Genomic DNA, 24,778 nt, shown 5'->3' with positions numbered 1-24,778 from the left:
CTGCCGTCAGGCGAACAGAATCAACAACGTTCCGTGAACCGTTTTTCCGGTTACGTGATGCTCCTGGCCTACAAATACCTGCGCCAGACGGGCTGTTTTTACTGCGAGAACGGAAGCTTCACGGAACAGTCCTGCATCTGGAAGACGCGGGCCCCAGTCCCAGCCGTACATGCACGCTGCTTTACGGATATGCGGGAATCCCGGCATTGCATCGGAGGATCCGCCAACCGGGCATTTTGTATCTTCTTCCGCAATGAATTTGGTCGGGGAATGCAGAATCACTTTTACCTGATATACGGTATCGGCTGCATCACCCGCAACAAGATCGGTAATATCGTACTCCCAGACACGGTTCATGTTGTCTGCGGAGCCGATTTTCTCTCCGTTCAGATAAACATCCGCGATCGTATCAATTCCGTCAAAATGTAAAAACAGGCGGTCCGCTTTTCTGTCTTCCTCTCCGATTACAATTTCTGTCTCGTATGCGAAATCGTTCTCCATCAGTTTCAGTGCGTCGAGTTCATTGTCACGATAAAACGGATCCGGGATCAGACCTTTTTCCAGAAGTGTGCCGTAAACGGTAGACGGAACCTTTGTCTCAATTGGAGTCTCCGGAATATCGTAAACATTTTTTCCAAGGACCGTTAAGGTCCAGTTGTCTTTCAGACATATTGTATGCATTACAGTATGTCCCCCTTTCTTACATAGTTTCTGCTTCTTCGCGTAGTTTCACCACGCTTTTTCTTTCTTCCTATCTTACTTCTTTTGTGCAGAAAATGGTACAAAAAAGCTCTTGAAAAATAGGAAAAATCTCCAAATGCACAAAAATTTTCGCAAAAACAGGAAAACAGTGAGACAAATTCTCAATCATCACTTTGACAGATTTGGAAAATGTGATAGAATAAAAATGTTGGCATCCCATTTAAAAATGTCGACATTATTTTTCGAAAAGAAAGATGAGGAAAAAATTATGATACCAGAAAGATTAGCTGCTCTCCGCGAAAAAATGAGAGCCTACGGCGTGGACGCTTATCTGGTTCCGACCGCCGATTACCATGAATCTGAATATGTAGGAACTTACTTTAAAGCAAGAACGTATATCACAGGCTTTACCGGTTCTGCCGGAACCGCCGTTATTACCCAGGATGAAGCGTGCCTCTGGACCGACGGCCGCTACTTCGTACAAGCAGCCAAAGAACTTGCCGGAACCGGCGTTACCTTAATGAAAATGGGCCAGGAAGGCGTTCCGACGGTAGAGGAATACCTGGCGGCAAATACAAAAGAGGGCATGACCATTGGTTTTGACGGCCGCGTTGTCAATGAAATGCTCGGCGAAGCACTGGAGAAAACACTTCCGGAGCGTTTTCTTTCCTATCGAAGCGACCTGATCGGTGAGATCTGGTCGGACCGCCCGGCACTTTCCGCAGAACCCGTGTGGATCCTTGATGCAAAATATACCGGTGAATCCGCTGCGGAGCGTCTTGCAAAAGTACGCGAAAAGATGAAAGAGAACGGTGCCGAAGTGCATATTCTGACTGCACTGGATGATATCGCCTGGATGCTGAATATCCGTGGAAACGATATTCCATGCAACCCGGTTGTCCTCTCCTATCTCGTACTGACAGAAACCGAGAGTCATCTGTTCATTCAGGAAGAAACCTTAAATGAGAAAGTAAAACAGTATCTTGCTGATCTTGACATTTCCCTTCATCCATACGATGCTGTTTATGATTTTGTTTCCGGCATCACAGGAAAAACCATTCTTCTGGAGAAAGCCAAAGTCAACTACACGATCTGCCAGAGTGTCATGGGCAGCAATACGATTGTCAATGTCATGAACCCGGCTTCTTCTTTAAAAGCAGTCAAAACACCGATTGAGATGGAAAACATCCGAAAAGCCCACATCAAAGACGGCGTTGCCGTTACCCGTTTCGTATACTGGTTAAAGAAGAATATCGGTAAGATCCCAATGAATGAGGTTTCCGTTGCTGAAAAACTGGAATCCTTCCGGAAGGAGCAGGAAGGCTTTATTGAGCCAAGCTTCGGAACGATTTCCGCTTACGGCCCGAATGCTGCTATGTGCCATTATCAGGCAACGAAAGACGATTTCTCTATTCTGCAGCCAAAAGGCATGTACCTGGTGGACTCCGGCGGACAGTATTATGAGGGAACGACCGATATTACCAGAACAATCGTAGTTGGACCGCTGACCGAGGAAGAAAAAGAACATTTCACCATCACTGCGATGGGAACCCTTCGTCTTGGAAATGCAAAATTCCTCCACGGCTGCATCGGTATCAACCTTGATTACCTTGCAAGACAGGCATTCTGGGAGAGAGGTCTTGACTTCAATCACGGAACCGGCCACGGCGTCGGCTATCTCTTAAATGTCCATGAGCGTCCAAACGGTTTCCGCTGGAAAATGGTTCCGGAGCGCATGGAAAATGCCGTTCTCGAGGAAGGTATGCTGACCTCCGACGAACCAGGTATCTATATTGAAGGAAGCCACGGTATCCGTACCGAGAACCTGATGCTCTGCCGCAAAGCAGAAAAGAACATGTATGGCCAGTTCATGCGCTTTGAGTTCGTTACCATGGTTCCGATCGACCTCGACGGTATCGATACGCAGTATATGACGGAGAAAGATGTCGAGCTGCTGAATAATTACCACAAAGAAGTGTATGAGAAGATTTCTCCTTATCTGGAAGGGGACGAAAAAGAGTGGCTGAAAGAAGCTACCCGCCCGATTTCCAAATAAGTTCTTTCTATAACATCAAAAAACCGATGTTCTGTGCGTGTTATTTTCACAGAACATCGGTTTTTCTCATTTCTTTTCCTTATAATACTTTCGATAAAAATTCTCTCAGGCGCGGGTGCTGCGGATTTGCGAAGAATTCCTGCGGCGTATTCTCCTCCTGAATATTTCCCTCGTTGATAAAGACGACGCGGGTTGCCACCTCTCTGGCAAAACCCATCTCGTGTGTAACAACGACCATGGTCATGCCCGATTCGGCAAGCTCTTTCATAATTTCCAGAACCTCTCCTACCATCTCCGGATCGAGTGCAGAAGTCGGTTCGTCAAACAGCATGACATCCGGATTCATCGCAAGGGCGCGCGCGATGGCGATTCGCTGCTTCTGTCCGCCGGAAAGGCTTCCCGGATAGGCATCTGCTTTGTCCGGCAGTCCGACACGGGTCAGAAGCTCCATCGCTTTTTTCTCTGCTTCTTCCGGTGTCATTAGTTTTAATGTCACCGGAGCGAGCAAGATATTTTCCTTAACGGTTTTGTGCGGAAACAGATTGAACTGCTGGAATACCATTCCGATCTTCTGACGCACATGGTCAATGTCAGTTTCCGGCGCCGTGATGTCAACGCCCTCGAAGTAAATTTTTCCGCCGGTTGGAATTTCCAGACGGTTTAAGGAGCGCAGAAACGTCGATTTTCCGGAACCGGAAGGACCGATAACGGCGACAACTTCTCCCTGACGGATCTCTGTGCTGATTCCGTCTAAAACTTTATTATCCTCGAAGCTCTTCTGCAGATTTTCAACTTTAATTAATACTTTTTCGTTAGTGGTCACTCTTACGCAGTCTCCTTTCCAGTTTGCCCATGAAATAGGTCAGAATCATAACAAGAATCAGATAAAAGATCGCTGCGGAGAGAAGCGGAACCAGCGCATCGTACGTACGGCTCTGTACCAGGGTTGCTGCTTTTGTAATATCGATGGTTCCAATATAGCCGATGATGGCGGTCTCTTTCAACAGCACGATCATCTCGTTGATCAGCGCCGGAAGAACATTTTTAAACGCCTGCGGAATGATAATCAGACGCATGGTCTGTGCCGAATTTAAACCAAGGCTTCGTCCCGCTTCCGTCTGTCCTTTATCCACAGACATGATTCCGGAACGGAAGATCTCGGCAACGTACGCACCGGAGTTAATACCGAATGCAATTCCGCCGATCACGATATTGTTCAGGTTTACGGTTGCAAAAATAACGGAATAGAAAAACAGAATCTGAATCATGGACGGCGTTCCGCGGATAATCGTCAGATAGACGCGTGCCACAATGTTCAGAAGTTTTAATTTACCGGTCTGCTCGTGTGTCGAACGGATCAGTGCGATAAGAAGTCCGAGCACAACACCGATGCACAGTGCAATTACCGTGACAAGCAGCGTCGTCTTCAGACCGGTCAGCCACCACTCTGTAGCACCGTTGTCTACAAAGTAGCGGTTAAACTGATGCTGTAAATTTTCCATAGAATACATCTCTCCTTTGTGGTTTCATTTCCTGCAAAAAGAGCGGCTGCACCATTTTGCCTGGCGGACAGCCGCTCTTTTTCCTCTTATTAGATTACTTTCTTACAATAACAACCTGCGTTGCATTTGCGTAAGTATCGGTGAAATCAACACTCTCCTCACGCTCCGGAGTAACGGTCATTCCGGCTGCGCCGAAGTCTGCTTTTCCACTGTTGACAGATGCAAGGATGGTTTCAAATGACATATCCTCGATTTTCAGCTCATAACCAAGCTTGTCGCAGATTGCCTTGGAAATGTCGGCATCGATACCAACGATATCATTTCCCTCTTTGTACTCCCACGGCTCGAACTCTGCGTTGGTTGCCATGGTAAGCGTTCCCTTGGAGTGGTCTGCGTCTGCCGGGGATTCATACGGATGCTGTCCGACTTCATCACCAATGTAGTTGCTCATGATCTCATCAAGAGTTCCGTCCTCTTTTAGCTCTGCCAATGCAGTGTTGAACTCGTCTCTTAACTCATTTCCTTTTTTGAAGCACATCGCGTACTCTTCGGTATCAAAAATGCCTTCTACAATTTTCAGATCATCGTTTGCTGCAACGAATTTTTCTGCCGGCAGGGAATCGATGACCACACAGTCAATCTTTCCGTTTTTCAGTGCCTGAATAGCATCGGCGCCTTTGTTGTAACGCTGCATCTGAGAATCTGCATTAACGCATCGCTCGCCTGAGAATCACCTGTTGTTCCGGTCTGTACACCAATCTTCAGATCTGCCAGATCCTCTACGGATGTTACTTCTACTTTCTTTGCGGTAGATGCAGAACTTCCGCAGCCTGCCATCGAAACAGCAAACAAAACGGACATTGCAAGTGCTGTTGCTTTTTTTGCAAAATTCATTTTCATAATAATCTCCTTCTCTCCTCATGTGATGTATATTTATTCACTTTCCCTTATTATAACAGCATCTTTCTGAAATGCAAGGAAAAACGAAAAAAAAGCAACAGAAATGCAAAAGACAGCCCGGGGGTTCTTCCATGGCTGTCTTTCCGTTTTTGTATTCAGTCCGTATTTTTTCCGTCTGCTGCTGTGCAGCGCAGGATCCGCTGAATGCTCTTTTCCGATAAAGCATATTCCTCTGCGAGTTCGGAAACTCTGCTTCCGTTTTGATGTTTCTCGCAAATTCCTTCATTGTGATATCTGGTTGTTCTTGTACAAGTTCCAGAATATCGTGGTGCTGTTTTTCTGTAAGAATTGTTTTCCGGCCTCTCAGCTGCGTTCTGGTCTCATAACTGCCAGTGCGTGCACGCTCTTCTATAAGGCGGTATACGGTGCTTTCATTTACTGAAAAATATTTTGCAATTTCCCTGGCATTATGAGTTTTATCCCAGGCCTCCAATACCAGTTTTCTAGCTTCATTTGTAAAGAGACTGCATTATTTAAGAGGTTTGCTTTGACACTCCCCACAGCTAAAGCAGGGGGATTCTTGTTTCTTCCACTACTGCATTGACGAATACCTTACGGTACTGCAATGTCTTACACAGTGTCCACAAGCTATGTTTATCCTGTTCCCGTATGCCCTGCGGTACAGCTTTTCATCTTTATGCAGACTGCATCTGCAGTGCTTTTTTCAGAATATTAATGCCTGCATTCGTATCCCGGTCATGAACTGCATGGCATTTCGGGCACTCCCAGATACGAATGCTCAGATTTTTTATCCGTGGATTTCTGTAGCCGCAAGAGCTGCAGGTCTGACTGCTCGGATACATCGTTGGTACTCTGTGAAGTTCATTTCCATACCAGCTGGCTTTATATTCCAGCATTTCGAAAAACTTTGCCCAGGAAACACTTGCTATGGATTTTGCCAGTTTATGATTCCGGATCATTCCCTTCACGTTCAGATCCTCGATACAGATGGTTTGGTTTTCGCGCACCAGCATCGTTGACTGTTTCTGCAGGAAATCATTCCGCTGATTGGCTATTTTCTCATGCACTCTGGCTACCCTGAGCCGCTGCTTCCCGCGGTTATGGGAATCTTTCTGCTTCCGGGAAAGTCTGCGCTGTTCTCTTATGAGTTTTCGCATGGAGCGTTCCAGATATCTGGGATTTGATACCGTATTTCCATTGCTGTCAGAATAGAATGCTTTGATTCCGACATCAATTCCAATCGTTCCTCCAGCATTTGGGCGTGGTTCCGGTTCGAAATCAACATTTAAGACTGCAAAATATTTTCCGGCCGGTGTGTACTCAACGGTTACGTGATTAATTTTTCCCACTTCCATCGACTGGCGTATTTTGACAAATCCAAGTTTCGGAAGTTTGATATATCTTCCCACAATACGGATATTATCTTTTTGATTGACCGTTCTGTATGACTGGAACCGGTTATGTTTGCTCTTGAAGGTTGGATAGGAAGCACGTTTTTGAAAGAAATTCACAAAGCTCCGGTCGAGATCCCGCAGAGACTGCTGTAAGGCAATGGAATCTGCTGCTTTCAAAAAAGCAAACTCCTCCTGTCTTTTCAGTTCGGTCAGCATGGCGGAAGTCTGGGTATATCCAATCTTCTTCCCTTCTTCATAGCTTTCCTTGCGCATGGCAAGTCCCCGGTTGTAGATCAGCCGGCAGCATCCCAGCGTCTGGTGGATGAAGTTTTTCTGTTCTCTGTTCGGGTAGATCCTGAATTTGATCCCTTTTTGCATTAGCCCATCTTATCCTTTTGTCTCTGCGATGTTTTCTGGTTTTCGATATACTGTTTTACTGCTTCCAGCGGGGCACCGCCAACGGTAGATACAAAATAGCTGTTTGTCCAGAGCGTCGGCATTTTCGTTCTGAGATAGGGAAATTCCTGTCTTAAAATTCTGGACGTATAGCCTTTGAAAGATTTTACGGCTTTGTGAATACCAAACTGAGGATCTACTTCCAGCAGCATATGAACATGGTCTGGCATGATCTCCATTTCCAGAATGTCTACAGAAAGATTTGCAGCATACTCTGTGAGCAGCTCCTTCAGCCGGACATCTACACCGTTCGTTAATACTTTTCGTCTATATTTGGGACACCATACTACATGGTATTTACAGGAATAGACGACATTATTGTTTGATTTATAGGTTGTGTTCATGTTTGTATGATACAATATTTTATCAATTAACACAATTGTTATTTTGTCCATCTTCAATTACTTGCGTAAATTCGATGGACGCGTCTTATATCCCCATAGCTGAAGCAAGGGGTTTTACGACGCATTGGATAAAAATTGCTGCAAGGGCAATCCATTCAGCAAGATCTATCACATTCAAACCAGATAGTTACTCACATACACAATACCTCTTTCCAGACTCCCCGGACTTCCGCGGAATGCCCACGCTGCGGCATCACTCGCCAGAAGAACGGCACAGGAAAGCTGCATCAGAAGTATCCGGTATTTTTTCTTTTTCTGATCCATATCCCTGCTCAAAACCATACAGAGGGCCGCAATATTTGTTTTGTCCTTCCTAAAACAGCAAAAGAAAACCCTCTCATACCGCCTTTCTCTGCGTATATGAGAGGGTTCCTGTTCTTACGCCTGTCCCAGTACGTGGTCGGAAATTCTTCCGTAGACGGAGATCAGGTAGAGGCCGCAGATGCCGACAACCGCGTAGATGATGCGGCTCAGCCACGTCATGTTTCCGAAGATCAGGGCGACGAGGTCGAGACGGAAGAATCCGATCAAGCCCCAGTTGACGGCTCCGATGATTGCAACGGTGAGTGCGGTGTAATCCAGTCCTTTCATGTAAAGAAACCTCCTTTTTCCGGATTTTGTATCGTCTTTTTATCTCTTCCGGTTTCTTTATAAAGAATTTCCCAAAAGGAGACAGATTATGCATTTTCTTTGATTTTTCGGGCAGAAAAATGGAGACCATTTCCAGGCCTCCATTCGTGCAATTTTGTTTTCTTTATTCAGACAGCAGCTTCTGCAGCAGCTCTCCTGCTGCTGCCGGGTTGGCTTTGCCTTTCATTTCTTTCATGACCTGGCCGACCAGAAATCCGAGGACTTTTGTCTTTCCGGATTTGTACTGCTCTACCGGGCCAGGGTTGTTTTCCAGAACTTTTCTCGTGGTTTCTTCCAGAAGGCCGGTGTCGTTTACGGTTTTCAGTCCGTGCTTCTCGACGTATGCTTCCGGATCGACATCCTCTGCAAAGATCTGCTCAAATACCTCTTTTGCCACCTGGTTGTTGACCGATCCGGCTTCTGCCAGTTCGATCAGGGATGCCAGATGCTTCGGTGAAAACTGCAGATCCTCCGGCTCCTGGCCGTTCTCCTTTAAGAGACGTAAGGTCTCGCCCATCAGCCAGTTTGCCACTTTTTTCGGTTTGCCGCAGAGCGCCGTCGTCTCCTCAAAGAGATCGGACAGCTTCTTGGAACCGGTCAGAATGCCCGCATCGTACTGCGGCAGTCCGTACTGCTCCACGTAGCGTGCCTGTTTTTCCGGCTGGAATTCCGGCATGGATTTCACAATGCGGTCGATCCACTCGTCGGAAATGTGCACCGGCGGCAGATCCGGGTCCGGGAAGTAGCGGTAATCCTTCGCATCCTCTTTCGAACGCATCGCGTAGGAATACTCTTTGTTGTCGTCCCAGCGGCGGGTCTCCTGGACAACGGCTTTTCCTTCCTCGATCAGCTCGATCTGTCTTGCACGCTCTCCCTCGATCGCTCTTCCGATGGCCTTAAAGGAGTTCAGGTTCTTCATCTCGGTACGTGTTCCGAATTTCTCACTTCCAACCTCACGGACCGAAAGGTTGACATCGGCACGCATCGAGCCCTCCTGCAGTTTGCAGTCGGATGCGCCGAGATACTGAATCATCATACGCAGTTTTTCCAGATAAGCGATAACCTCTTCCGCAGAGCGCATATCCGGCTCGGATACAATCTCGATCAGCGGAACGCCGCTTCGGTTGTAGTCGACTAGCGAGCAGTCCTCCCACTCATCGTGGATCAGCTTTCCGGCATCCTCCTCCATGTGGATCTCATGAATGCCGATTTTCTTCTTTCCCGCTGCGGTGTCAATCTCGACATATCCATCGTGGCAGATCGGCAGATACAGCTGGGAAATCTGATAGTTCTGCGGGTTGTCCGGGTAGAAATAGTTCTTCCGGTCGAATTTGCAGAGCTGGTTGATTTTGCAGTTTGCAGCCAGTCCGACGCGCAGGGCGTAATCGACAACCTTCTTATTTAATACCGGAAGGGATCCCGGCATACCGGTGCAGACCGGGCAGGTGTGGGTGTTCGGCGCACCGCCGAATGCGGTAGAGCAGCCGCAGAAAATTTTTGTTCGCGTCGCAAGCTCCACATGTACTTCAAGTCCGATGACGGTTTCATACTGTTTTGACATTGTTTTGCTTCCTCCTTACCATTCTTTCGGCTGCCCGAATGCACCGCGTGCCTGCTCATAGGTGTACGCTGCACGGAACAGTTTTTTCTCTGAGAAACAGTCTCCGATAAGCTGCATGCCGATCGGAAGCCCCTTATCATCCATACCGCACGGAACGGTGATGCCCGGAAGGCCGGCGAGGTTGACGGATACTGTGTAAATATCGCCCAGATACATCTGCAGCGGATCGGAAAGCGATTCCCCGAGACGCGGTGCGGTCGATGGTGCTGCCGGGCTTAAAATCATATCGTATTTTTCAAATGCGCGGTCAAATTCCTGTTTAATCAGGGCTTTCGTGCGCAGTGCTTTCAGATAATACGCATCGTAGTAACCGGAGCTTAAGACGAAGCTTCCCAGCATAATCCGTCGTTTCACCTCCGAACCGAAGCCCTCGGAACGGCTCTTCTTATACATATCGTGGAGTCCTTCGTACTCTTTGGCACGGAAGCCGTATTTCACGCCGTCGAAGCGTTCCAGGTTGGAGCTTGCCTCAGCGGATGCAATAACGTAGTAAGCCGGAATGGCATAATCAATGAGGTCGAGATCGAAATACTCTACTTCTGCTCCGCGTGCCTTCAGGACATCGGCAGCTTTTAAAATGGATTCCTTCACCTGCGGATCCAGGCCTTCGCCGAAGCAGCTGTTCGGAATACCGATTTTCAGATCGGAGACATCTTCTTTTAAAGCGCTCATGAAATCGTAATCGTCGCGTTTCATCGATGTCGCATCTTTTGCATCATACGAAGCGACCGTCTGCAGCAGTGCTGCACAGTCTGTCACATCCTTTGCGACCGGTCCGATCTGGTCAAGGGAGGAACCATAAGCGATCAGTCCGTAACGGGAAACGGTGCCGTACGTCGGTTTCATGCCGGTTACGCCGCAGAAGGAACTCGGCTGACGGATCGATCCGCCGGTATCGGAGCCAAGTGCCATCGGTACTTCTCCTGCTGCAACGGCTGCGCAGGAACCGCCGGAGGAACCGCCTGGAACGTGTTCGGTGTTCCATGGATTTTTCGTCACGCCGTACGCGGAAGTCTCTGTCGTACTTCCCATCGCAAACTCATCCATGTTTGTCTTTCCGATGATAACGGCTCCCGCCTCTTCGAGCCGTGTGATAACCTCTGCATCGTACGTCGGAACAAAGTTCTGCAGGATCTTTGACGCACACGTCGTCGCAAGACCTTTCGTACAGATGTTGTCCTTGACCGCAATCGGAACGCCGGCCAGCGGACCGGTGAGCTCTCCTGCGTCAATTTTCTTCTGCACTTCTGCCGCGCGTGCTCTTGCACCCTTTTCATCCACAAGAAGGAATGCGTGAATTGATTCTTCCGATGCTTTGACTGCCGCAAGAGACGCTTCTACAGCGTCCGCCACAGTGATCTTTCCTTCTTTGATTGCGGCAGAAAGCTGTACTGCTGTCATATCTTTGATTTCCATATCAATCTCCTCCTGCTATTCTACCGTTTTCGGAACCTTGTACTGGCCCTCTTTGACTTCCGGTGCATTGGTAAGCATTGCATCGCGGTCGTCGCCATTGGTTACTTCATCCTCGCGGAATACATTTCCCATCTCGAAAATGTGGGTCATCGGCTCGACCTTGCTGGTGTCGAGCTCGTTTAATTTATCTACATAATCCAGCATCTTCTGCATATCCTGCCGTGCGGATTCTTTTTCCTCATCCTTTAATTCCAGCTTTGCCAGGATGCCGACATATTCCATCGTTTCATCTGAAATCACATTTGCCATTTCACTCATTCTCCTTTTTCATTTTCCAGCAGGATCCGCTTACGGCTCCAGTCTTGTAAGATCACGCGGGAACAGCGTTGTCTCGCGGACGTTGTCCTCACCGATCAGCTTCATGGTCAGACGCTCCAGACCGATGCCAAGACCTCCGTGCGGCGGCATACCGTGTTTGAAAGCACTTAAATACTGCTCCATGCCCTCTTCTGTCATGCCGCGGGCTGCGATCTTTTCAGAGAGCATCTTGTAATCGTGGATACGCTGGCCTCCGGTTGTAATCTCCAGACCGTGGAACAGCAGGTCGAAGCTCTTTGTGTATCTCTTATCCTCCGGGTCGTCCATCGCATAGAACGGTCTCTTTTTCGACGGATATTCGGTGACGAATACGAAGTCTGCATCGTACTCCTCTTTGAAATACTGGCCGATCAGAAGCTCCTCCTCTGGCTCAAGGTCGAACGGGTTGCGGATCTTTCGGTTGTATTTCTCGGCTACCAGCTCTTTCGCTTTCGTGAACGGTACAGTTGGGATTTCTTCTGTCTTTGGAAGCATAACTTTCAGGATCTCCAGCTCTTTTGCGTAATCCTTTTTAAGAAGCTCCACCATGTACTGTAAAAATCCGGTTTCCATTGCCATGATGTCGGCGTAATCCTCGATGTAGCCCATCTCAAAGTCAAGGCTGGTATATTCGTTCAGATGACGTTTCGTGTTGTGTTTCTCTGCACGGAAAACCGGTCCGACTTCAAAGACACGGTCAAACACGCCGACAAGCATCTGTTTGTAGAACTGCGGGCTCTGTGCCAGGACAGCCGGGCGGTGGAAATATTCCAGCTTGAAGATGTTTGCGCCGCCTTCAGCGCCTTTCGCGCCGATCTTCGGTGTATGAATTTCGGTGAATCCCTGGGAATGAAGGAAATCACGGAACGCCCGTACCACGCCTTCCTGGATGCGGAATTTTGCACGCTCTCTGACGTTTCGAAGAGCGATCGGCCGCATGTTCAGCATTGCTTCAAGGGAGGTGTTCATTTTCCATTTGTTGACTGCGAGCGGCATTGGCTCGGTCGGCTCGGAAAGAACGGTGATGGTCTGCAGCCTGACTTCGACGCCGCCCGGTGCGCGGTCCTCTTTTTTGACCGTTCCGGTTACGGCAACTGCCGATTCCTCTTTCAGATCTTTCAGCGGGAAGTCAACACTTCCTTCTTCGTACACACACTGAACGAGTCCCTCGCTCTTTCTTAAGATGACAAAGGCAACCTCGCCCATGTCACGGATGATGTGTACGGCTCCTTCGAGTTTTACTTCTGTGCCTTCCGGTATCTCCAGCAGAGTTTTTACGGAGATGTCTTCTTTTTTCTTTACGCCTGTCATAAATTCCATGTCTTGTTCTCCTCTCTTTCTCGCCTGTCCCGGATTGCTTTTTCAAATAAAAAAGTCCCGGAACAGTTTTTTAACTACTGTTCCGGGACGGGATATTTTATGTTCCCGCGGTACCACCCGCATTGCGTTTTTCTCTCCGGTTTTCCGGGGGAAAACGCCCACTCATTTATACTTAACGCGTATCACGGATCTGCCTACTTGATTTCCTGTTCGGATCTCATGTTCAGCAGACCGGCTCCGGAATGTTCCCCATTGTATGTTTCCTCCATGCTGATGCTCTCAGTCGGTGACATCGGCTTCCTGTCAGATTCCGCATACGGAGTTTCCTTCACTGCCTTTTTCATACTGTGCATTATAGCACAGCAGTTTTGCATTTGTAAACACCTATTTTTTACGGATTTTATATAAATTCTAATGCATTTTTCATGAATTTTATCTATACAAAATTATTTTTTCGCGTGTTTATAAAATTGCGCAGAAATTCCGTTTTATTGGTATTTCGCACACAATTTACAGTTTTTTGATTCTCTCCACTGCCTCTACTGTATTCTCATACGTACCGAATGCAGTCAGACGGAAGTAGCCTTCTCCGCTCGGGCCGAAGCCTGATCCTGGTGTTCCGACTACGTTTGCGTCTGCAAGCAGGTGATCAAAGAACTCCCAGGAAGTCATATTTTCCGGTGTTTTCAGCCAAATATACGGAGCGTTGACGCCGCCGGATACGGTGTAGCCTGCGCCCTTTAATCCGTCGTAGATGACTTTTGCGTTCTTCATGTAGTAAGCAACCTGCTCTTTTAACTGTGCTTTTCCTTCCGGAGAGTAAACAGCCTCGCCGGCTCTCTGGATGATGTACGGAGCTCCGTTGTATTTCGTTCCGTGACGGCGTGCCCACAGGCTGTGCAGAGTCACATCGCCGGATTTGATGTCTTTCGGGATAACGGTGAATCCAAGACGCATACCGGTAAAGCCTGCGTTCTTGGAGAAGCTGCGCATTTCGATGGCACATGTTCTTGCACCCTCGCACTCATAGATGGAATGCGGAATGTCTTTTTCTGAGATATATGCCTCGTATGCAGCATCATACAGGATGATGGCTCCTACTTTATTTGCATAATCAACCCATTTCTGCAGCTCGGCTTTGGAAACCATAGCGCCGGTCGGGTTGTTCGGGAAGCACAGATAAATCAGATCCGGGGTTTCTTTCGGGAGATCCGGGGTGAAGTTGTTTTCTGCAGTACACGGCATGTAAATCACATTCGTGAAACGCTCGGTTGCTGCGTCGTAGTCACCGGCACGGCCTGCCATTACGTTGGAGTCTACATAAACCGGATAAACCGGGTCGCATACAGCGATCTTGTTGTCCAGGCTGAAGATCTCCTGAATGTTGCTGCAGTCGCATTTTGCGCCGTCCGATACAAAAATTTCATCAGATGAGATATCGCATCCTCTGTCCCGATAATCATTTTTTGCGATGGTATCGCGAAGGAAAGCATATCCAAGATCTGGTGCATATCCGTGGAAGGTCTCTGCGTGTCCCATCTCATCCACTGCTCCGTGCAGCTTTTCAATGATCGCCGGTGCGATCGGCTGGGTTACGTCGCCGATTCCAAGACGGATGATTTTCGCGTCCGGATTTGCCTCGGTGTAAGCTGCAACTTTTTTTGCAATGGTGGAAAACAGATAGCTTCCCGGCAATTTCAGATAATTGTCATTGATTTTGAACATTATTATGTCGCTCCTTTTCACTTTTTCTTACTCTGTCAAAAGCGTCAGCACCATCTGTGCCGTTTCAACCAGATTGGTGCCGCTGTCCATGCTGCATTTCTGCATGTAGCGATGGGCCTCCGACTCGGTCATGTGATTTCGTTCGATCAGAAGGCTTTTTGCACGATCGATGATGTGCTGTTCCTCGGCGCTGCGCACCTTTGGCTTTGCCCGCTCTTTCTTTCTGCGCCGTGCCGCACTCTGCAGCATCATCTCCAGTGTATTGACCAGCTCGTACACGGAAAGCGGCATCGTAACCGCCATGATTCCGGTTCCCTCCACCGCACTTAATGCGCGGCTCGATGCAATCAGAAGCATCTGGAAGCCGGACGGCATACACTCATTCAGATCCGTAAAAAACATATCCGGAAGCTTGTAGCCGCAGATGACGATACCGCCGTTTAAGTTGTTCATCTCTCCGAGCGCCGCTGCCGCTGTCGAACAGACAGCATCGATTTCATATCCTCTTTTTGCCAGAATATCCCGGATGCGCTTTCCATCTTCTATTTTGGGAAGTACTATCACTATGCTGCTCATGCATTTTCAGGCCCCTTCGTCGTCTAAATACGGTACAGATATTTCTCGGTCTCCCAGTCGGATACCTGGCGGAGATACTCATGCCACTCTTCTTCTTTGGCATTGATATATCCATCCACAAATTCCTGGCCGAGTACCTGACACAGAAAATCGTCTTTCTTTAACTCTGCGACCGCTTCTCCAAGGCTTCCCGGGAGAAGGGTGATCTGCATCGCGTTTCGTTCTTCTTCTGTCAGATCGGAAATATTGCGGTCCACCGGGGACGGCGGAACGATTTTCTGTTTGATACCGTCAAGTCCTGCTGCCATGCAGACAGCAAGTGCCAGGTACGGATTGGCTGCCGAATCCGGGCATCGAAGCTCAATGGCCATGATACCGTCTCCCGTCAGCGGAATGCGGATCAGCGGGCTTCTGTTCTTTGCAGACCATGCCACGTAGATCGGTGCACCGTATCCCGGTGTCAGACGTTTGTAGGAGTTTACAAGCGGATTGGTAATCGCTGCGATTCCGCTGATGTGTTTCATCAGTCCGCCCATAAAGTAATATGCCTCTTTGCTGAGCCCGTATTCATCGGATTTGTCGGCAAACACATCTTTTCCCTCCTGAAACAGAGAGAAGGAAAGATGAAGACCCGATCCGTGAACTCCGGTTTTTGGTTTTGGCATAAAGGTTGCGTGAAGACCATGACGTTTTGCAATCGTACGGATAGCAAATTTGGCAGTCATCAGCTGATCTGCCGTCCGAAGTGCTGCAGCCGGACAGAAATCCAGTTCGTGCTGGCCTGCCGCTACCTCGTGGAAGGAAGACTCAACGTCGATTCCCATTTCTTCGAGAGTCAGCACCATATCGCGCCGCGCGTTTTCTCCCAGGTCCAGCGGTCCAAGATCCAGATAACCGCCTTTGTCGTGCGTTACACTCGTTGCTCCGCCGTCCTCATCGGTGTGGAACAGGAAAAATTCACACTCCGGTGAGATTTCAAACTCATAGCCCATCGCTTTCGCTTCGGAAATTACCTTCTGAAGGATGGTTCGGGAACTCTTTGCATAAAGATTCCCCTCTCTATCATACACATCACAGATCAATCTTGCAACCTTTCCTTGCTGCGGACGCCACGGAAGTATTGCAAAGGTGTCGAGATCCGGGTGCAGAAACATGTCTGCTTCCTCGATGGTGACAAATCCTTCGAACGAAGAGCCATCGAAAACGCACTGATTATTCAGGGCTTTTTCCAGCTGTCCGGCGGTGATGGCCATATTTTTCATCATTCCAAACATATCGGTAAACTGCAGGCGGATAAATTCAACATCTTCTTCCTCCGCCATCTGAAGGATCGCTTCCTTCGTATACTTTGCCATATCGATTCTCTCCTTTATCAAAGACGATTCTAAACGAAAAGGGTGCTTTCACGCGGCAGGGCAGAAAGACACCTTGCGTAAAAACACCCTTGTTTTGGGCATATTATAGCAGTTTTTCGCGTGTTTTGTCAAGAAAAACTTAGAGATTCGTGTATCCCATCAGGGATTCATCGACTGCCTTTGCTGCCTCGCGTCCCTCGCGGATCGCCCATACGACCAGGGACTGGCCGCGGTGCATATCGCCTGCGGTGAAGACATTTTCTTTTGTTGTCTGGTATTTTCCGTCATCTGTCTTCACGTTGGTGCGCTGGTTGACTTCCACTTTAAATGCATCGGTCACATATTTCTGGGATCCTAAAAAGCCTGCTGCAATAAGAACGAGATCTGCCGGGAGAATCTCTTCTGTTCCCTCAACCGGAACCATCATCATGCGGCCGGATTTCTCATCTTTTTTCGGTGTCAGTTTTACGGTCTTGATCTGGCAGACTTCACCCTTTTTGTTTTTGATAAATTCCGTTACGGTTGTCTGGTAAATCCGCGGATCATGGCCGAATACGGCGATTGCCTCTTCCTGGCCGTAATCCGTCTTGCAGATCTTCGGCCACTCCGGCCACGGATTGTTCTCGGCACGCTGATCCGGTGCTTTCGGCATCATCTCAAGCTGTGTCACAGATTTGGCACCGAGACGGATGGAAGTTCCGACACAGTCATTACCGGTGTCGCCGCCTCCGATGACAACAACGTGTTTGCCCTTGGCATCGATGTAGGCATGATCCTCAAAATTGGAATCCAGAAGACTCTTCGTTACGGAAGTCAGGAAATCGACAGCAAAGTAGATGCCCTTTGCATCTCTTCCCTCTGCCTTGATATCTCTTGGATTTGCCGCACCGCAGCAGAGCAGGACACGGTCAAATTCTTTTAAGAGTTTGTCAGCTTTTACATCTTTTCCGATATCAGCATTCGTCACAAACTCGATGCCCTCGGCCTTCATCAGATCCACACGGCGGTCGATGACGCTCTTATCAAGTTTCATGTTCGGAATACCGTAGCGTAAAAGTCCGCCCACGCGGTCGCGGCGTTCAAAGACCGTAACAGAATGGCCGCGGCGGTTGAGCTGCATCGCTGCTGCAAGGCCGGAAGGACCGCTTCCTACAACGGCAACGCGTTTTCCGGTGCGCACTTTCGGCGGCTGCGGCGTAATCAGGCCGGTTGCCCATGCGTTTTCGATGATCGCGCGTTCATTTTCCTTCGTGCAGACCGGGTCTCCGTTTACGTTGCATGTACAGGCTGCTTCGCAGAGTGCCGGGCAGACACGGGAGGTAAATTCCGGAAAACAGTTTGTCTTGGTGAGGCGGCGGTATGCCTGCTCATAGTTTCCAAGATACACAAGGTCATTCCACTCCGGAACGAGGTTCTGCAGCGGACAGCCGGAGGCCATTCCCGCAATCATGGTTCCCGCCTGGCAGAACGGTACACCGCATGCCATACAGCGGGCAGCCTGCATCTGCTGCTCCTTTTTCGGGAGCTGCAGATGAAATTCCTTAAAGTTTTTGATACGCTCAAGCGGGGCAACGGTGTTTCCCGTCTTGCGCTGATATTCCATAAATCCAGTTGGCTTACCCATAATTCTTCTTCCTCCTACTTACGCATGCTTTCGTAAAATGCTTCAATCTGTGCCTGTTCGCTGCTAAGGCCCTTGTCTTCCATCTGGCACTCAGCATCATCATGCGCTTATAGTCATTCGGAATGATCTTCTTGAATTTCGGCAGATATTCGTCAAAGTGTGTGAGAATTTCTTTACCTTTTTCAGAGCCGGTGTGTGCAACGTGTTTTTCAATCATGTTTTTCAGCTCTGCAATATCGTATTTGCTTTCTACCAGTTCAATCGAAATCATTTCCTTGTTCAAATTGCGGTACAGGTTGCTCTTTTCATCCAGGACATAAGCGATACCGCCGCTCATGCCGGCTGCAAAGTTCTTTCCGGTTGCGCCGAGGACAACGACACGGCCGCCGGTCATATACTCGCATCCATGCTCACCGACACCCTCGACAACGGCGTAAGCACCGGAGTTTCTGACACAGAAACGCTCTCCTGCGATACCGTTGATGTACGCCTCACCGCTCGTTGCGCCGTAGAGGGCAACGTTTCCGACGATGATGTTTTCTTCCGGTTTATACTTTCTTGCTTTCGGCGGGTAGACAACCAGTTTTCCGCCGGAGAGGCCTTTTCCGAAGTAATCGTTCGAATCGCCCTCAAGTTCCAGGGTCAGTCCTTTTGGAATAAATGCTCCGAAGCTCTGTCCGCCGGCACCCTTGCACTGTACGGTGTACGTATCCGGCTCCAGAGAGGTGCCGAATTTTCTGGTGATCTCGGCACCAAGAATCGTTCCCACGGTACGATCGGTGTTGGTGATCTCGACTTTGACGTTCTTCTTCTCTTTCTTATCCATTGCCGGACCGAATTTCTTTAAGAGTACCTTCTCATCCAGGGTTGCGCCAAGTTTGAAGTCGTAAACATCTTTCGGATCGAACGTTACCTTCTCGCCTGCTTTTGCAAACGGATTGTTCAGGATCTGGCTTAAGTCTACGCGGTCTGCGTGCTCGTTCGTCACTTTATCATTTCTCTTTAAGAGGTCGGAACGGCCGACCATCTCGTCAACGGTGCGGAAGCCAAGTTTTGCCATGTATTCCCGCATCTCTCTGCGATGAAGCGCATGAAGTTGATGACGTACTCCGGTTTGCCGCGGAAACGTTTGCGCAGCTCCGGGTTCTGCGTTGCGATACCCATCGGGCAGGTATCCAGGTTGCAGACACGCATCATGACACATCCCATGGTTACAAGCGGCGCCGTCGCAAAACCAAATTCCTCGGCGCCAAGAAGTGCTGCGATCACAACGTCGCGGCCGCTCATCAGCTTTCCGTCCGTCTCAATCATGACACGGTTGCGGAGGCCGTTCTTAATCAGCGTCTGATGGGTCTCGGCAAGGCCTAATTCCCACGGAAGTCCGGCATTATGGATCGAGCTTCTCGGTGCTGCTCCGGTTCCTCCATCGTACCCGGAAATTAGGATGACCTGTGCTCCGGCTTTTGCAACACCAGCTGCAACGGTACCAACGCCGGCCTCCGATACGAGTTTGACAGAGATTCTTGCATTCACATTCGAGTTTTTCAGATCATAAATCAGCTGTGCAAGGTCCTCGATGGAATAGATGTCGTGATGCGGCGGCGGGGAAATCAGGGATACACCCGGTGTGGAGTGACGTGTTTTCGCAATCCACGGGTAAACCTTTCCGGCCGGTAAGTGGCCGCCCTCGCCCGGTTTTGCACCCTGCGCCATCTTGATCTGAATCTCTTTTGCGCTGACCAGATATTTGCTGGTAACACCGAACCGGCCAGATGCTACCTGTTTGATTGCGGAACATCTCTCCGGAGACTCCAGGCGGTCATCACTCTCGCCGCCCTCACCGGTGTTGGATTTTCCGTGCAGACGGTTCATGGCAACCGCCAGTGTCTCATGTGCCTCCTGGGAAATGGAACCGTAGGACATCGCACCGGTTTTGAACCGCTTTACAATGGAATCTACACTCTCAACCTCTTCGAGCGGAACGCCCTGTTCCGGGTAATCGAAGTCCATCAGACTTCGCAGATAACCGCTCTCCTCGCTGTCAACCATGGCAGTGTACTCTTTGAACATCCTGTAGTCACCGCGTCTTGTAGACTCCTGCAGGGTATGGATGGTACGGGGATTGTAGCGGTGCTCCTCACCCTGACTTCTTGCTTTATGACGTCCGAGACTGTCCAGCGTCAGATCCGTCGTCAGTTCCAGCGGATCAAATGCCTGAGAATGACGCTCATCAACGTCTTTTGCAATGTCTTCCAGTGTAATACCGCCGACACGGCTGACCGTACCAGTGAAGTATTTGTCGATTACATCCTCAGAGATACCGATAGCTTCGAAGATCTGGGAACCCTGATACGACTGAATCGTCGAGATACCCATCTTCGCCGCGATTTTTACGATGCCGGAAATGACAGCATGGTTGTAATCTTCAACGGCTGCATAGTAATCTTTCTTAATCATGCCCTCTTCGATCAGCTCATGGATCGTGTCGAGTGCCAGATACGGGTTGATTGCGCAGGCACCGTAGCCGAGCAGTGTTGCGAAATGGTGCACCTCGCGCGGCTCGCCGGACTCCAGAATAATCGCAAGAGAAGTTCTCTTTTTCGTTTTTACCAGATGCTGATGAACCGCAGATACAGCCAGGAGGGATGGAATCGCCACATGGTTCTCATCGACACCGCGGTCAGAGAGAATCAGGATGTTGGCTCCTGCCCGGTGTGCACGGTCAACCTCGACGAAAAGGCGGTCCATCGCACGGTCAAGCGGTGCGCTCTTGTAGTAGGTGATCGGAACGGTCACTGCCTTGAAGCCTTCGACTTTCATGTTCTTGATCTTCAGCATATCGGTATTGGTCAGGATCGGATTGTTGATCTTTAATACCTGGCAGTTCTTCGGCTCCTCCTCAAGCAGGTTTCCGTCACGTCCGACGTAAACGCTTGTGGAAGTTACGATCTCCTCACGGATGCAGTCGATCGGCGGGTTCGTTACCTGTGCAAAGAGCTGTTTGAAATAGTTGAACAGCGGCTGATGCTCATGGGAGAGAACGGCAAGCGGGGTATCGATACCCATCGAAGCGGTTGCCTCGACACCGTTTAATGCCATCTTTCCGATGGAGGAACGGTACTCCTCGTAGGTGTAGCCGAACGCTTTCTGCAGGCGCATCCGCTCTTCTTTCGTGTACTCTTCGACCGGCAGATTCGGGATTTTGATATCCTTTAACTGTACCAGATAACTGTCGAGCCATTCGCCGTACGGCTGTTTCTTTGCGTAATATTCTTTGACTTCCTCATCGTTTAAGACTTTTCCCTGTACGGTGTTGACGAGAAGCATCTTGCCCGGATGGAGACGCTCTTTTAAGACGATTTTTTCTTCCGGAACTTCCAGAACACCGACCTCAGAGGAGAGGATCAGAAATCCATCGTTAGTGATGTAGTAACGGGAAGGACGAAGACCGTTGCGGTCGAGCACTGCTCCCATCACATCTCCGTCGGAGAACAGGATCGATGCCGGTCCGTCCCACGGCTCCATCATCGTTGCATAATACTGATAGAAATCACGTTTCTCCTGGGAAATCGTATCGTTGTTTGCCCACGGCTCCGGGATCGTGATCATGACAGCCAGCGGAAGATCCATACCGCTCATGGTCAGGAACTCGAGTGTGTTGTCGAGCATTGCAGAGTCAGAACCCTGGGTGTTGACAACCGGCAGAACCTTGTGCAGTTCATCCTGCAGCATCGGGGAGGACATCGTCTCCTCACGGGCCAGCATCTTGTCGGCGTTTCCGCGGATGGTGTTGATCTCGCCGTTGTGTACGATGAAACGGTTCGGATGGGCTCTCTCCCAGCTTGGGTTCGTGTTCGTGCTGAACCGGGAATGCACCATGGCGATTGCAGATTCATAATCGACATCCTGCAGATCGCGGAAGAAGGTGCGGAGCTGTCCTACGAGGAACATACCTTTGTATACGATGGTACGGCTGGAAAGAGATGGCACGTAGGTGTTGTCGTTGCTCTGTTCGAAAACACGGCGTACGACGTACAGACGACGGTCGAAAGCGATTCCCTTTTCCACATCCTCCGGTTTTTTGATGAATGCCTGCATGATGTAAGGCATACACTCTCTTGCCTTATGGCCGAGAACTTCCGGAATGGTCGGCACGGTTCTCCATCCAAGGAGTTCCAGTCCCTCTTTTTCCACGATGATCTCAAACATCTTTTTTGCCTGGTTCCGTTTCAGCTCATTTTGTGGGAAGAAGAATACGCCGACGCCGTATTCCCGTTCTCCGCCTAATGAAAAACCGAGGGTCGAACAGGCTTTGGAAAAGAATTTGTGCGATATCTGCAACAAGATTCCTACTCCGTCTCCTGTTTTACCCTCGGCGTCTTTGCCGGCTCTATGTTCAAGATTTTCTACGATTTTTAATGCGTTTTCTACGGTCGCATGGGATTTTTCACCTTTGATATTCACGACGGCTCCGATACCGCAGTTGTCGTGTTCAAAGGAAGAACGGTACAGCCCTTCTTCTCCCATGACACGCTCTTTACTCTGTGTCATACGGCTTCCCTTCCTTTACCTTTTCTTATTTTCGGTTCTCTTTTGTTTTCCAGAAAAGAATGGAGGGAACATTTCATTCCCCGCCGTTCTTTTTGGATTGCTCTTACTATACTCTATTTTTTTCATCCTGTAAAGAGCAAATTTAATTTTTATATAATTTTTTACAATTTTTCTTTACTTTCTTAGGTTATTGCTGCATTTTACCTAATTTTCTACACTTTCGATCCATTATTTCGCTGCATGGTACTCGGCTGCTGCTGCAATCAGGCCGCGGAACAGCGGATGCGGACGGTTCGGACGGGATTTGAATTCCGGATGCGCCTGGGTTGCAATGTAGAACGGATGATCCGAAAGCTCGACCATCTCGACAATTCTTCCATCTGGTGATACACCGGAGAGAACCATGCCGTTTTCGGTCAGTGCTTTCCGGAAATCGTTGTTGACCTCATAGCGGTGACGATGCCGCTCAGAGATCTCTTTCTTGCCGTACAGCTCCTGTGCCTTCGATCCGTCTGCCAGTACACATGGATAAGCGCCGAGCCGTAAGGTACCGCCGATGTCCTCGATGCCGTTCTGGTCCGGCATCAGTGCAATCACCGGGTGCATGGTATTCGGATTCATCTCAATGCTGTGTGCGTCGTGGTATCCGAGCACGTTTCTCGCATACTCGACAATAGTCAGCTGCATGCCAAGGCAAAGGCCAAGGAACGGAATTCTGTTTTCTCTCGTGTACTGGATCGCTGTAATCATGCCTTCGATACCGCGGTTTCCAAATCCGCCCGGTACCAGCACACCGTCAACATCACACAGATACTCTGCCACGTTCTCTTTTGTTACCAGTTCCGAATCCACCCATTTCAGATGCACGTTTGCATGACTTGCGATACCGCCGTGTTTTAATGCCTCGACAACACTCAGGTATGCGTCATGCAGCTGCGTATACTTTCCGACGAGCGCAATCGTCACCTCTTTGTTCGGATGGCGGAGTGCTTCTACCATATGGGTCCAGTCGGACAGATCCGGTTCCGGGCATGGAAGGTGAAGGCTCTCGCAGACAACCTGCGCCAGGTTCTCTTTCTCCATGGCAAGCGGAGCTTCATACAGATACTCCACGTCCAGGTTCTGCAGAACATGGCTTGACGGAACGTTGCAGAACAGAGCAATTTTATCTTTGATCTCGGTGGTCAGCGGATGCTCGGACCGACATACGATGACATCCGGCTGAATACCGATTCCCTGCAGCTCTTTTACGCTCGCCTGCGTCGGTTTTGTTTTCATTTCACCGGAAGCTTTCAGATATGGAATCAGGGTAACGTGGATCAGAATGGCGTTCTCGTGTCCGACGTCATGCTGGAACTGGCGGATTGCCTCCAAAAACGGCTGGCTCTCGATATCGCCGACGGTTCCGCCGACCTCAATGATGGCAATACGCTCCTCGTCTACTTCTTTTCCGCGGTAGAAACGGCTCTTGATTTCGTTTGTAATGTGCGGAATGACCTGTACGGTGCCTCCGCCGAAATCACCGTGGCGTTCTTTCTGCAGAACAGACCAGTATACTTTTCCGGTCGTCACGTTGGAATTTTTATCCAGGCTCTCGTCGATGAAACGCTCGTAGTGGCCGAGATCGAGGTCTGTCTCTGTGCCGTCATCGGTAACGAAAACCTCGCCGTGCTGAATCGGGTTCATCGTACCCGGGTCGACGTTGATGTACGGGTCAAATTTCTGCATCGTCACTTTGTATCCTCGGGCTTTTAAAAGCCGTCCAAGGGACGCCGCCGTGATTCCCTTTCCAAGGCCGGAGACTACTCCGCCTGTCACAAAGACATATTTTACTGCCATATTGATTTCCTCCTGTTTTCTCTTCTGATATTTTCTTTTCCGTCACAAGTTTCTCTAAAAGGAAATGTCGCCTGCCGGCGACATCTCTATGATGAAAGCCAGTTACTCCGCGCCTGCGTCGCTCCCGTAACTGCTGACAACATTCGTAATCCGGGCTATCGCCTACTTACTCATGTCGTCTTGCCCGGCCAATATCTATGAATTCGCTCATGCAAGCATGGCTCATCCATAGCTGCTATCCGGGGCTTTCATTCAAAATCAAAAACGATTATAACACATCTCGAATTTCCTGCAACTTTTTTTTACTATTTTTTATTATTTTCGACATT

General features: G+C 49.2%; 20 protein-coding genes and 1 pseudogene. 1 reads left to right on the top strand and 20 read right to left on the bottom strand.

Features of this window, described 5'->3' with window-relative positions; translation table 11 throughout:
- Nucleotides 1-6: 6 nt before the first annotated feature.
- Nucleotides 7-681, bottom strand: coding sequence for a glycosyl hydrolase 2 galactose-binding domain-containing protein (locus DW965_RS04900; protein ID WP_119198102.1), 675 nt, complete (start codon nt 679-681; stop codon nt 7-9).
- A 289-nt stretch (nt 682-970) separates the two neighbouring features.
- Here DW965_RS04900 and DW965_RS04895 point away from each other — a divergent pair, with 289 nt between their 5' ends.
- The gene (locus DW965_RS04895) at nt 971-2,758 is read left to right on the top strand and encodes an aminopeptidase P family protein (RefSeq protein ID WP_117812853.1); all 1,788 of its coding nucleotides are present in this window, start codon (nt 971-973) and stop codon (nt 2,756-2,758) included.
- Between the two features lie 79 nt (nt 2,759-2,837).
- Here DW965_RS04895 and DW965_RS04890 read toward each other — a convergent pair whose 3' ends face one another.
- The 19 genes and pseudogenes from DW965_RS04890 to DW965_RS04810 form a co-directional block, all read right to left on the bottom strand.
- Complete coding sequence (locus DW965_RS04890) at nt 2,838-3,581, bottom strand: amino acid ABC transporter ATP-binding protein (RefSeq protein WP_055217779.1); 744 nt, start codon at nt 3,579-3,581, stop codon at nt 2,838-2,840.
- A complete protein-coding gene (locus DW965_RS04885; RefSeq protein ID WP_055217777.1) occupies nt 3,571-4,260 on the bottom strand; it encodes an amino acid ABC transporter permease in 690 nt (229 codons plus the stop codon). The genes DW965_RS04890 and DW965_RS04885 overlap by 11 nt, the downstream gene beginning before the upstream one ends.
- A gap of 94 nt (nt 4,261-4,354) precedes the next feature.
- On the bottom strand, nt 4,355-4,954 hold the full coding sequence (locus tag DW965_RS04880) for a transporter substrate-binding domain-containing protein (protein WP_243036426.1): 600 nt from the start codon (nt 4,952-4,954) through the stop codon (nt 4,355-4,357).
- Complete coding sequence (locus tag DW965_RS19750) at nt 4,912-5,160, bottom strand: hypothetical protein (protein ID WP_243036425.1); 249 nt, start codon at nt 5,158-5,160, stop codon at nt 4,912-4,914. Before DW965_RS19750 ends, DW965_RS04880 begins: the two co-directional genes overlap by 43 nt.
- 695 nt (nt 5,161-5,855) lie before the next feature.
- The gene (gene tnpB, locus DW965_RS04870; protein WP_119198101.1) at nt 5,856-6,953 is read right to left on the bottom strand and encodes an IS200/IS605 family element RNA-guided endonuclease TnpB; all 1,098 of its coding nucleotides are present in this window, start codon (nt 6,951-6,953) and stop codon (nt 5,856-5,858) included.
- The gene (tnpA, locus tag DW965_RS04865) at nt 6,953-7,375 is read right to left on the bottom strand and encodes an IS200/IS605 family transposase (RefSeq protein WP_119198129.1); all 423 of its coding nucleotides are present in this window, start codon (nt 7,373-7,375) and stop codon (nt 6,953-6,955) included. Before tnpA ends, tnpB begins: the two co-directional genes overlap by 1 nt.
- Before the next feature lie 174 nt (nt 7,376-7,549).
- A complete protein-coding gene (locus DW965_RS19075; protein ID WP_158565004.1) occupies nt 7,550-7,699 on the bottom strand; it encodes a hypothetical protein in 150 nt (49 codons plus the stop codon).
- A gap of 114 nt (nt 7,700-7,813) precedes the next feature.
- Nucleotides 7,814-8,026 carry a DUF378 domain-containing protein gene (locus tag DW965_RS04860; RefSeq protein ID WP_055228257.1) on the bottom strand — a complete coding sequence of 71 codons (213 nt, stop codon included), beginning with the start codon at nt 8,024-8,026 and terminating at the stop codon, nt 7,814-7,816.
- A 163-nt stretch (nt 8,027-8,189) separates the two neighbouring features.
- Entirely contained in the window at nt 8,190-9,626 is a 1,437-nt protein-coding gene (gene gatB, locus DW965_RS04855; RefSeq protein WP_119198100.1) for an Asp-tRNA(Asn)/Glu-tRNA(Gln) amidotransferase subunit GatB, read from the bottom strand.
- Nucleotides 9,627-9,641: 15 nt separating this feature from the next.
- Nucleotides 9,642-11,102 (bottom strand): Asp-tRNA(Asn)/Glu-tRNA(Gln) amidotransferase subunit GatA, encoded by a 1,461-nt coding sequence (gene gatA / locus DW965_RS04850; protein ID WP_119198099.1) that lies wholly within the window; start codon nt 11,100-11,102, stop codon nt 9,642-9,644.
- A gap of 15 nt (nt 11,103-11,117) precedes the next feature.
- Nucleotides 11,118-11,411 (bottom strand): Asp-tRNA(Asn)/Glu-tRNA(Gln) amidotransferase subunit GatC, encoded by a 294-nt coding sequence (gene gatC, locus DW965_RS04845; protein WP_055228254.1) that lies wholly within the window; start codon nt 11,409-11,411, stop codon nt 11,118-11,120.
- 39 nt (nt 11,412-11,450) lie between these two features.
- Nucleotides 11,451-12,779 (bottom strand): aspartate--tRNA(Asn) ligase, encoded by a 1,329-nt coding sequence (gene aspS, locus DW965_RS04840; protein ID WP_119198098.1) that lies wholly within the window; start codon nt 12,777-12,779, stop codon nt 11,451-11,453.
- A 194-nt stretch (nt 12,780-12,973) separates the two neighbouring features.
- The gene (locus DW965_RS19070) at nt 12,974-13,123 is read right to left on the bottom strand and encodes a hypothetical protein (protein WP_158555021.1); all 150 of its coding nucleotides are present in this window, start codon (nt 13,121-13,123) and stop codon (nt 12,974-12,976) included.
- Nucleotides 13,124-13,289: 166 nt separating this feature from the next.
- Nucleotides 13,290-14,504 carry an LL-diaminopimelate aminotransferase gene (locus DW965_RS04835; RefSeq protein ID WP_118700408.1) on the bottom strand — a complete coding sequence of 405 codons (1,215 nt, stop codon included), beginning with the start codon at nt 14,502-14,504 and terminating at the stop codon, nt 13,290-13,292.
- Between the two features lie 27 nt (nt 14,505-14,531).
- Nucleotides 14,532-15,080: an ANTAR domain-containing response regulator gene (locus tag DW965_RS04830; RefSeq protein WP_022462354.1), complete on the bottom strand. Its 549-nt coding sequence runs from the start codon at nt 15,078-15,080 to the stop codon at nt 14,532-14,534.
- A gap of 23 nt (nt 15,081-15,103) precedes the next feature.
- Nucleotides 15,104-16,435 carry a type I glutamate--ammonia ligase gene (gene glnA, locus DW965_RS04825; protein WP_117761554.1) on the bottom strand — a complete coding sequence of 444 codons (1,332 nt, stop codon included), beginning with the start codon at nt 16,433-16,435 and terminating at the stop codon, nt 15,104-15,106.
- 139 nt (nt 16,436-16,574) lie between these two features.
- A complete protein-coding gene (locus DW965_RS04820; protein ID WP_022462356.1) occupies nt 16,575-18,059 on the bottom strand; it encodes a glutamate synthase subunit beta in 1,485 nt (494 codons plus the stop codon).
- A gap of 14 nt (nt 18,060-18,073) precedes the next feature.
- A pseudogene (gene gltB / locus DW965_RS04815) lies at nt 18,074-22,586 on the bottom strand (glutamate synthase large subunit).
- A 252-nt stretch (nt 22,587-22,838) separates the two neighbouring features.
- Entirely contained in the window at nt 22,839-24,449 is a 1,611-nt protein-coding gene (locus DW965_RS04810) for a CTP synthase (protein WP_118700406.1), read from the bottom strand.
- Nucleotides 24,450-24,778 lie beyond the last annotated feature (329 nt).

This window comes from Blautia sp. AM47-4 (assembly GCF_003479865.1).
In the GTDB taxonomy this organism is placed as follows: domain Bacteria; phylum Bacillota; class Clostridia; order Lachnospirales; family Lachnospiraceae; genus Fusicatenibacter; species Fusicatenibacter saccharivorans.
This window is presented reverse-complemented; position numbering and strand designations above follow the sequence as displayed.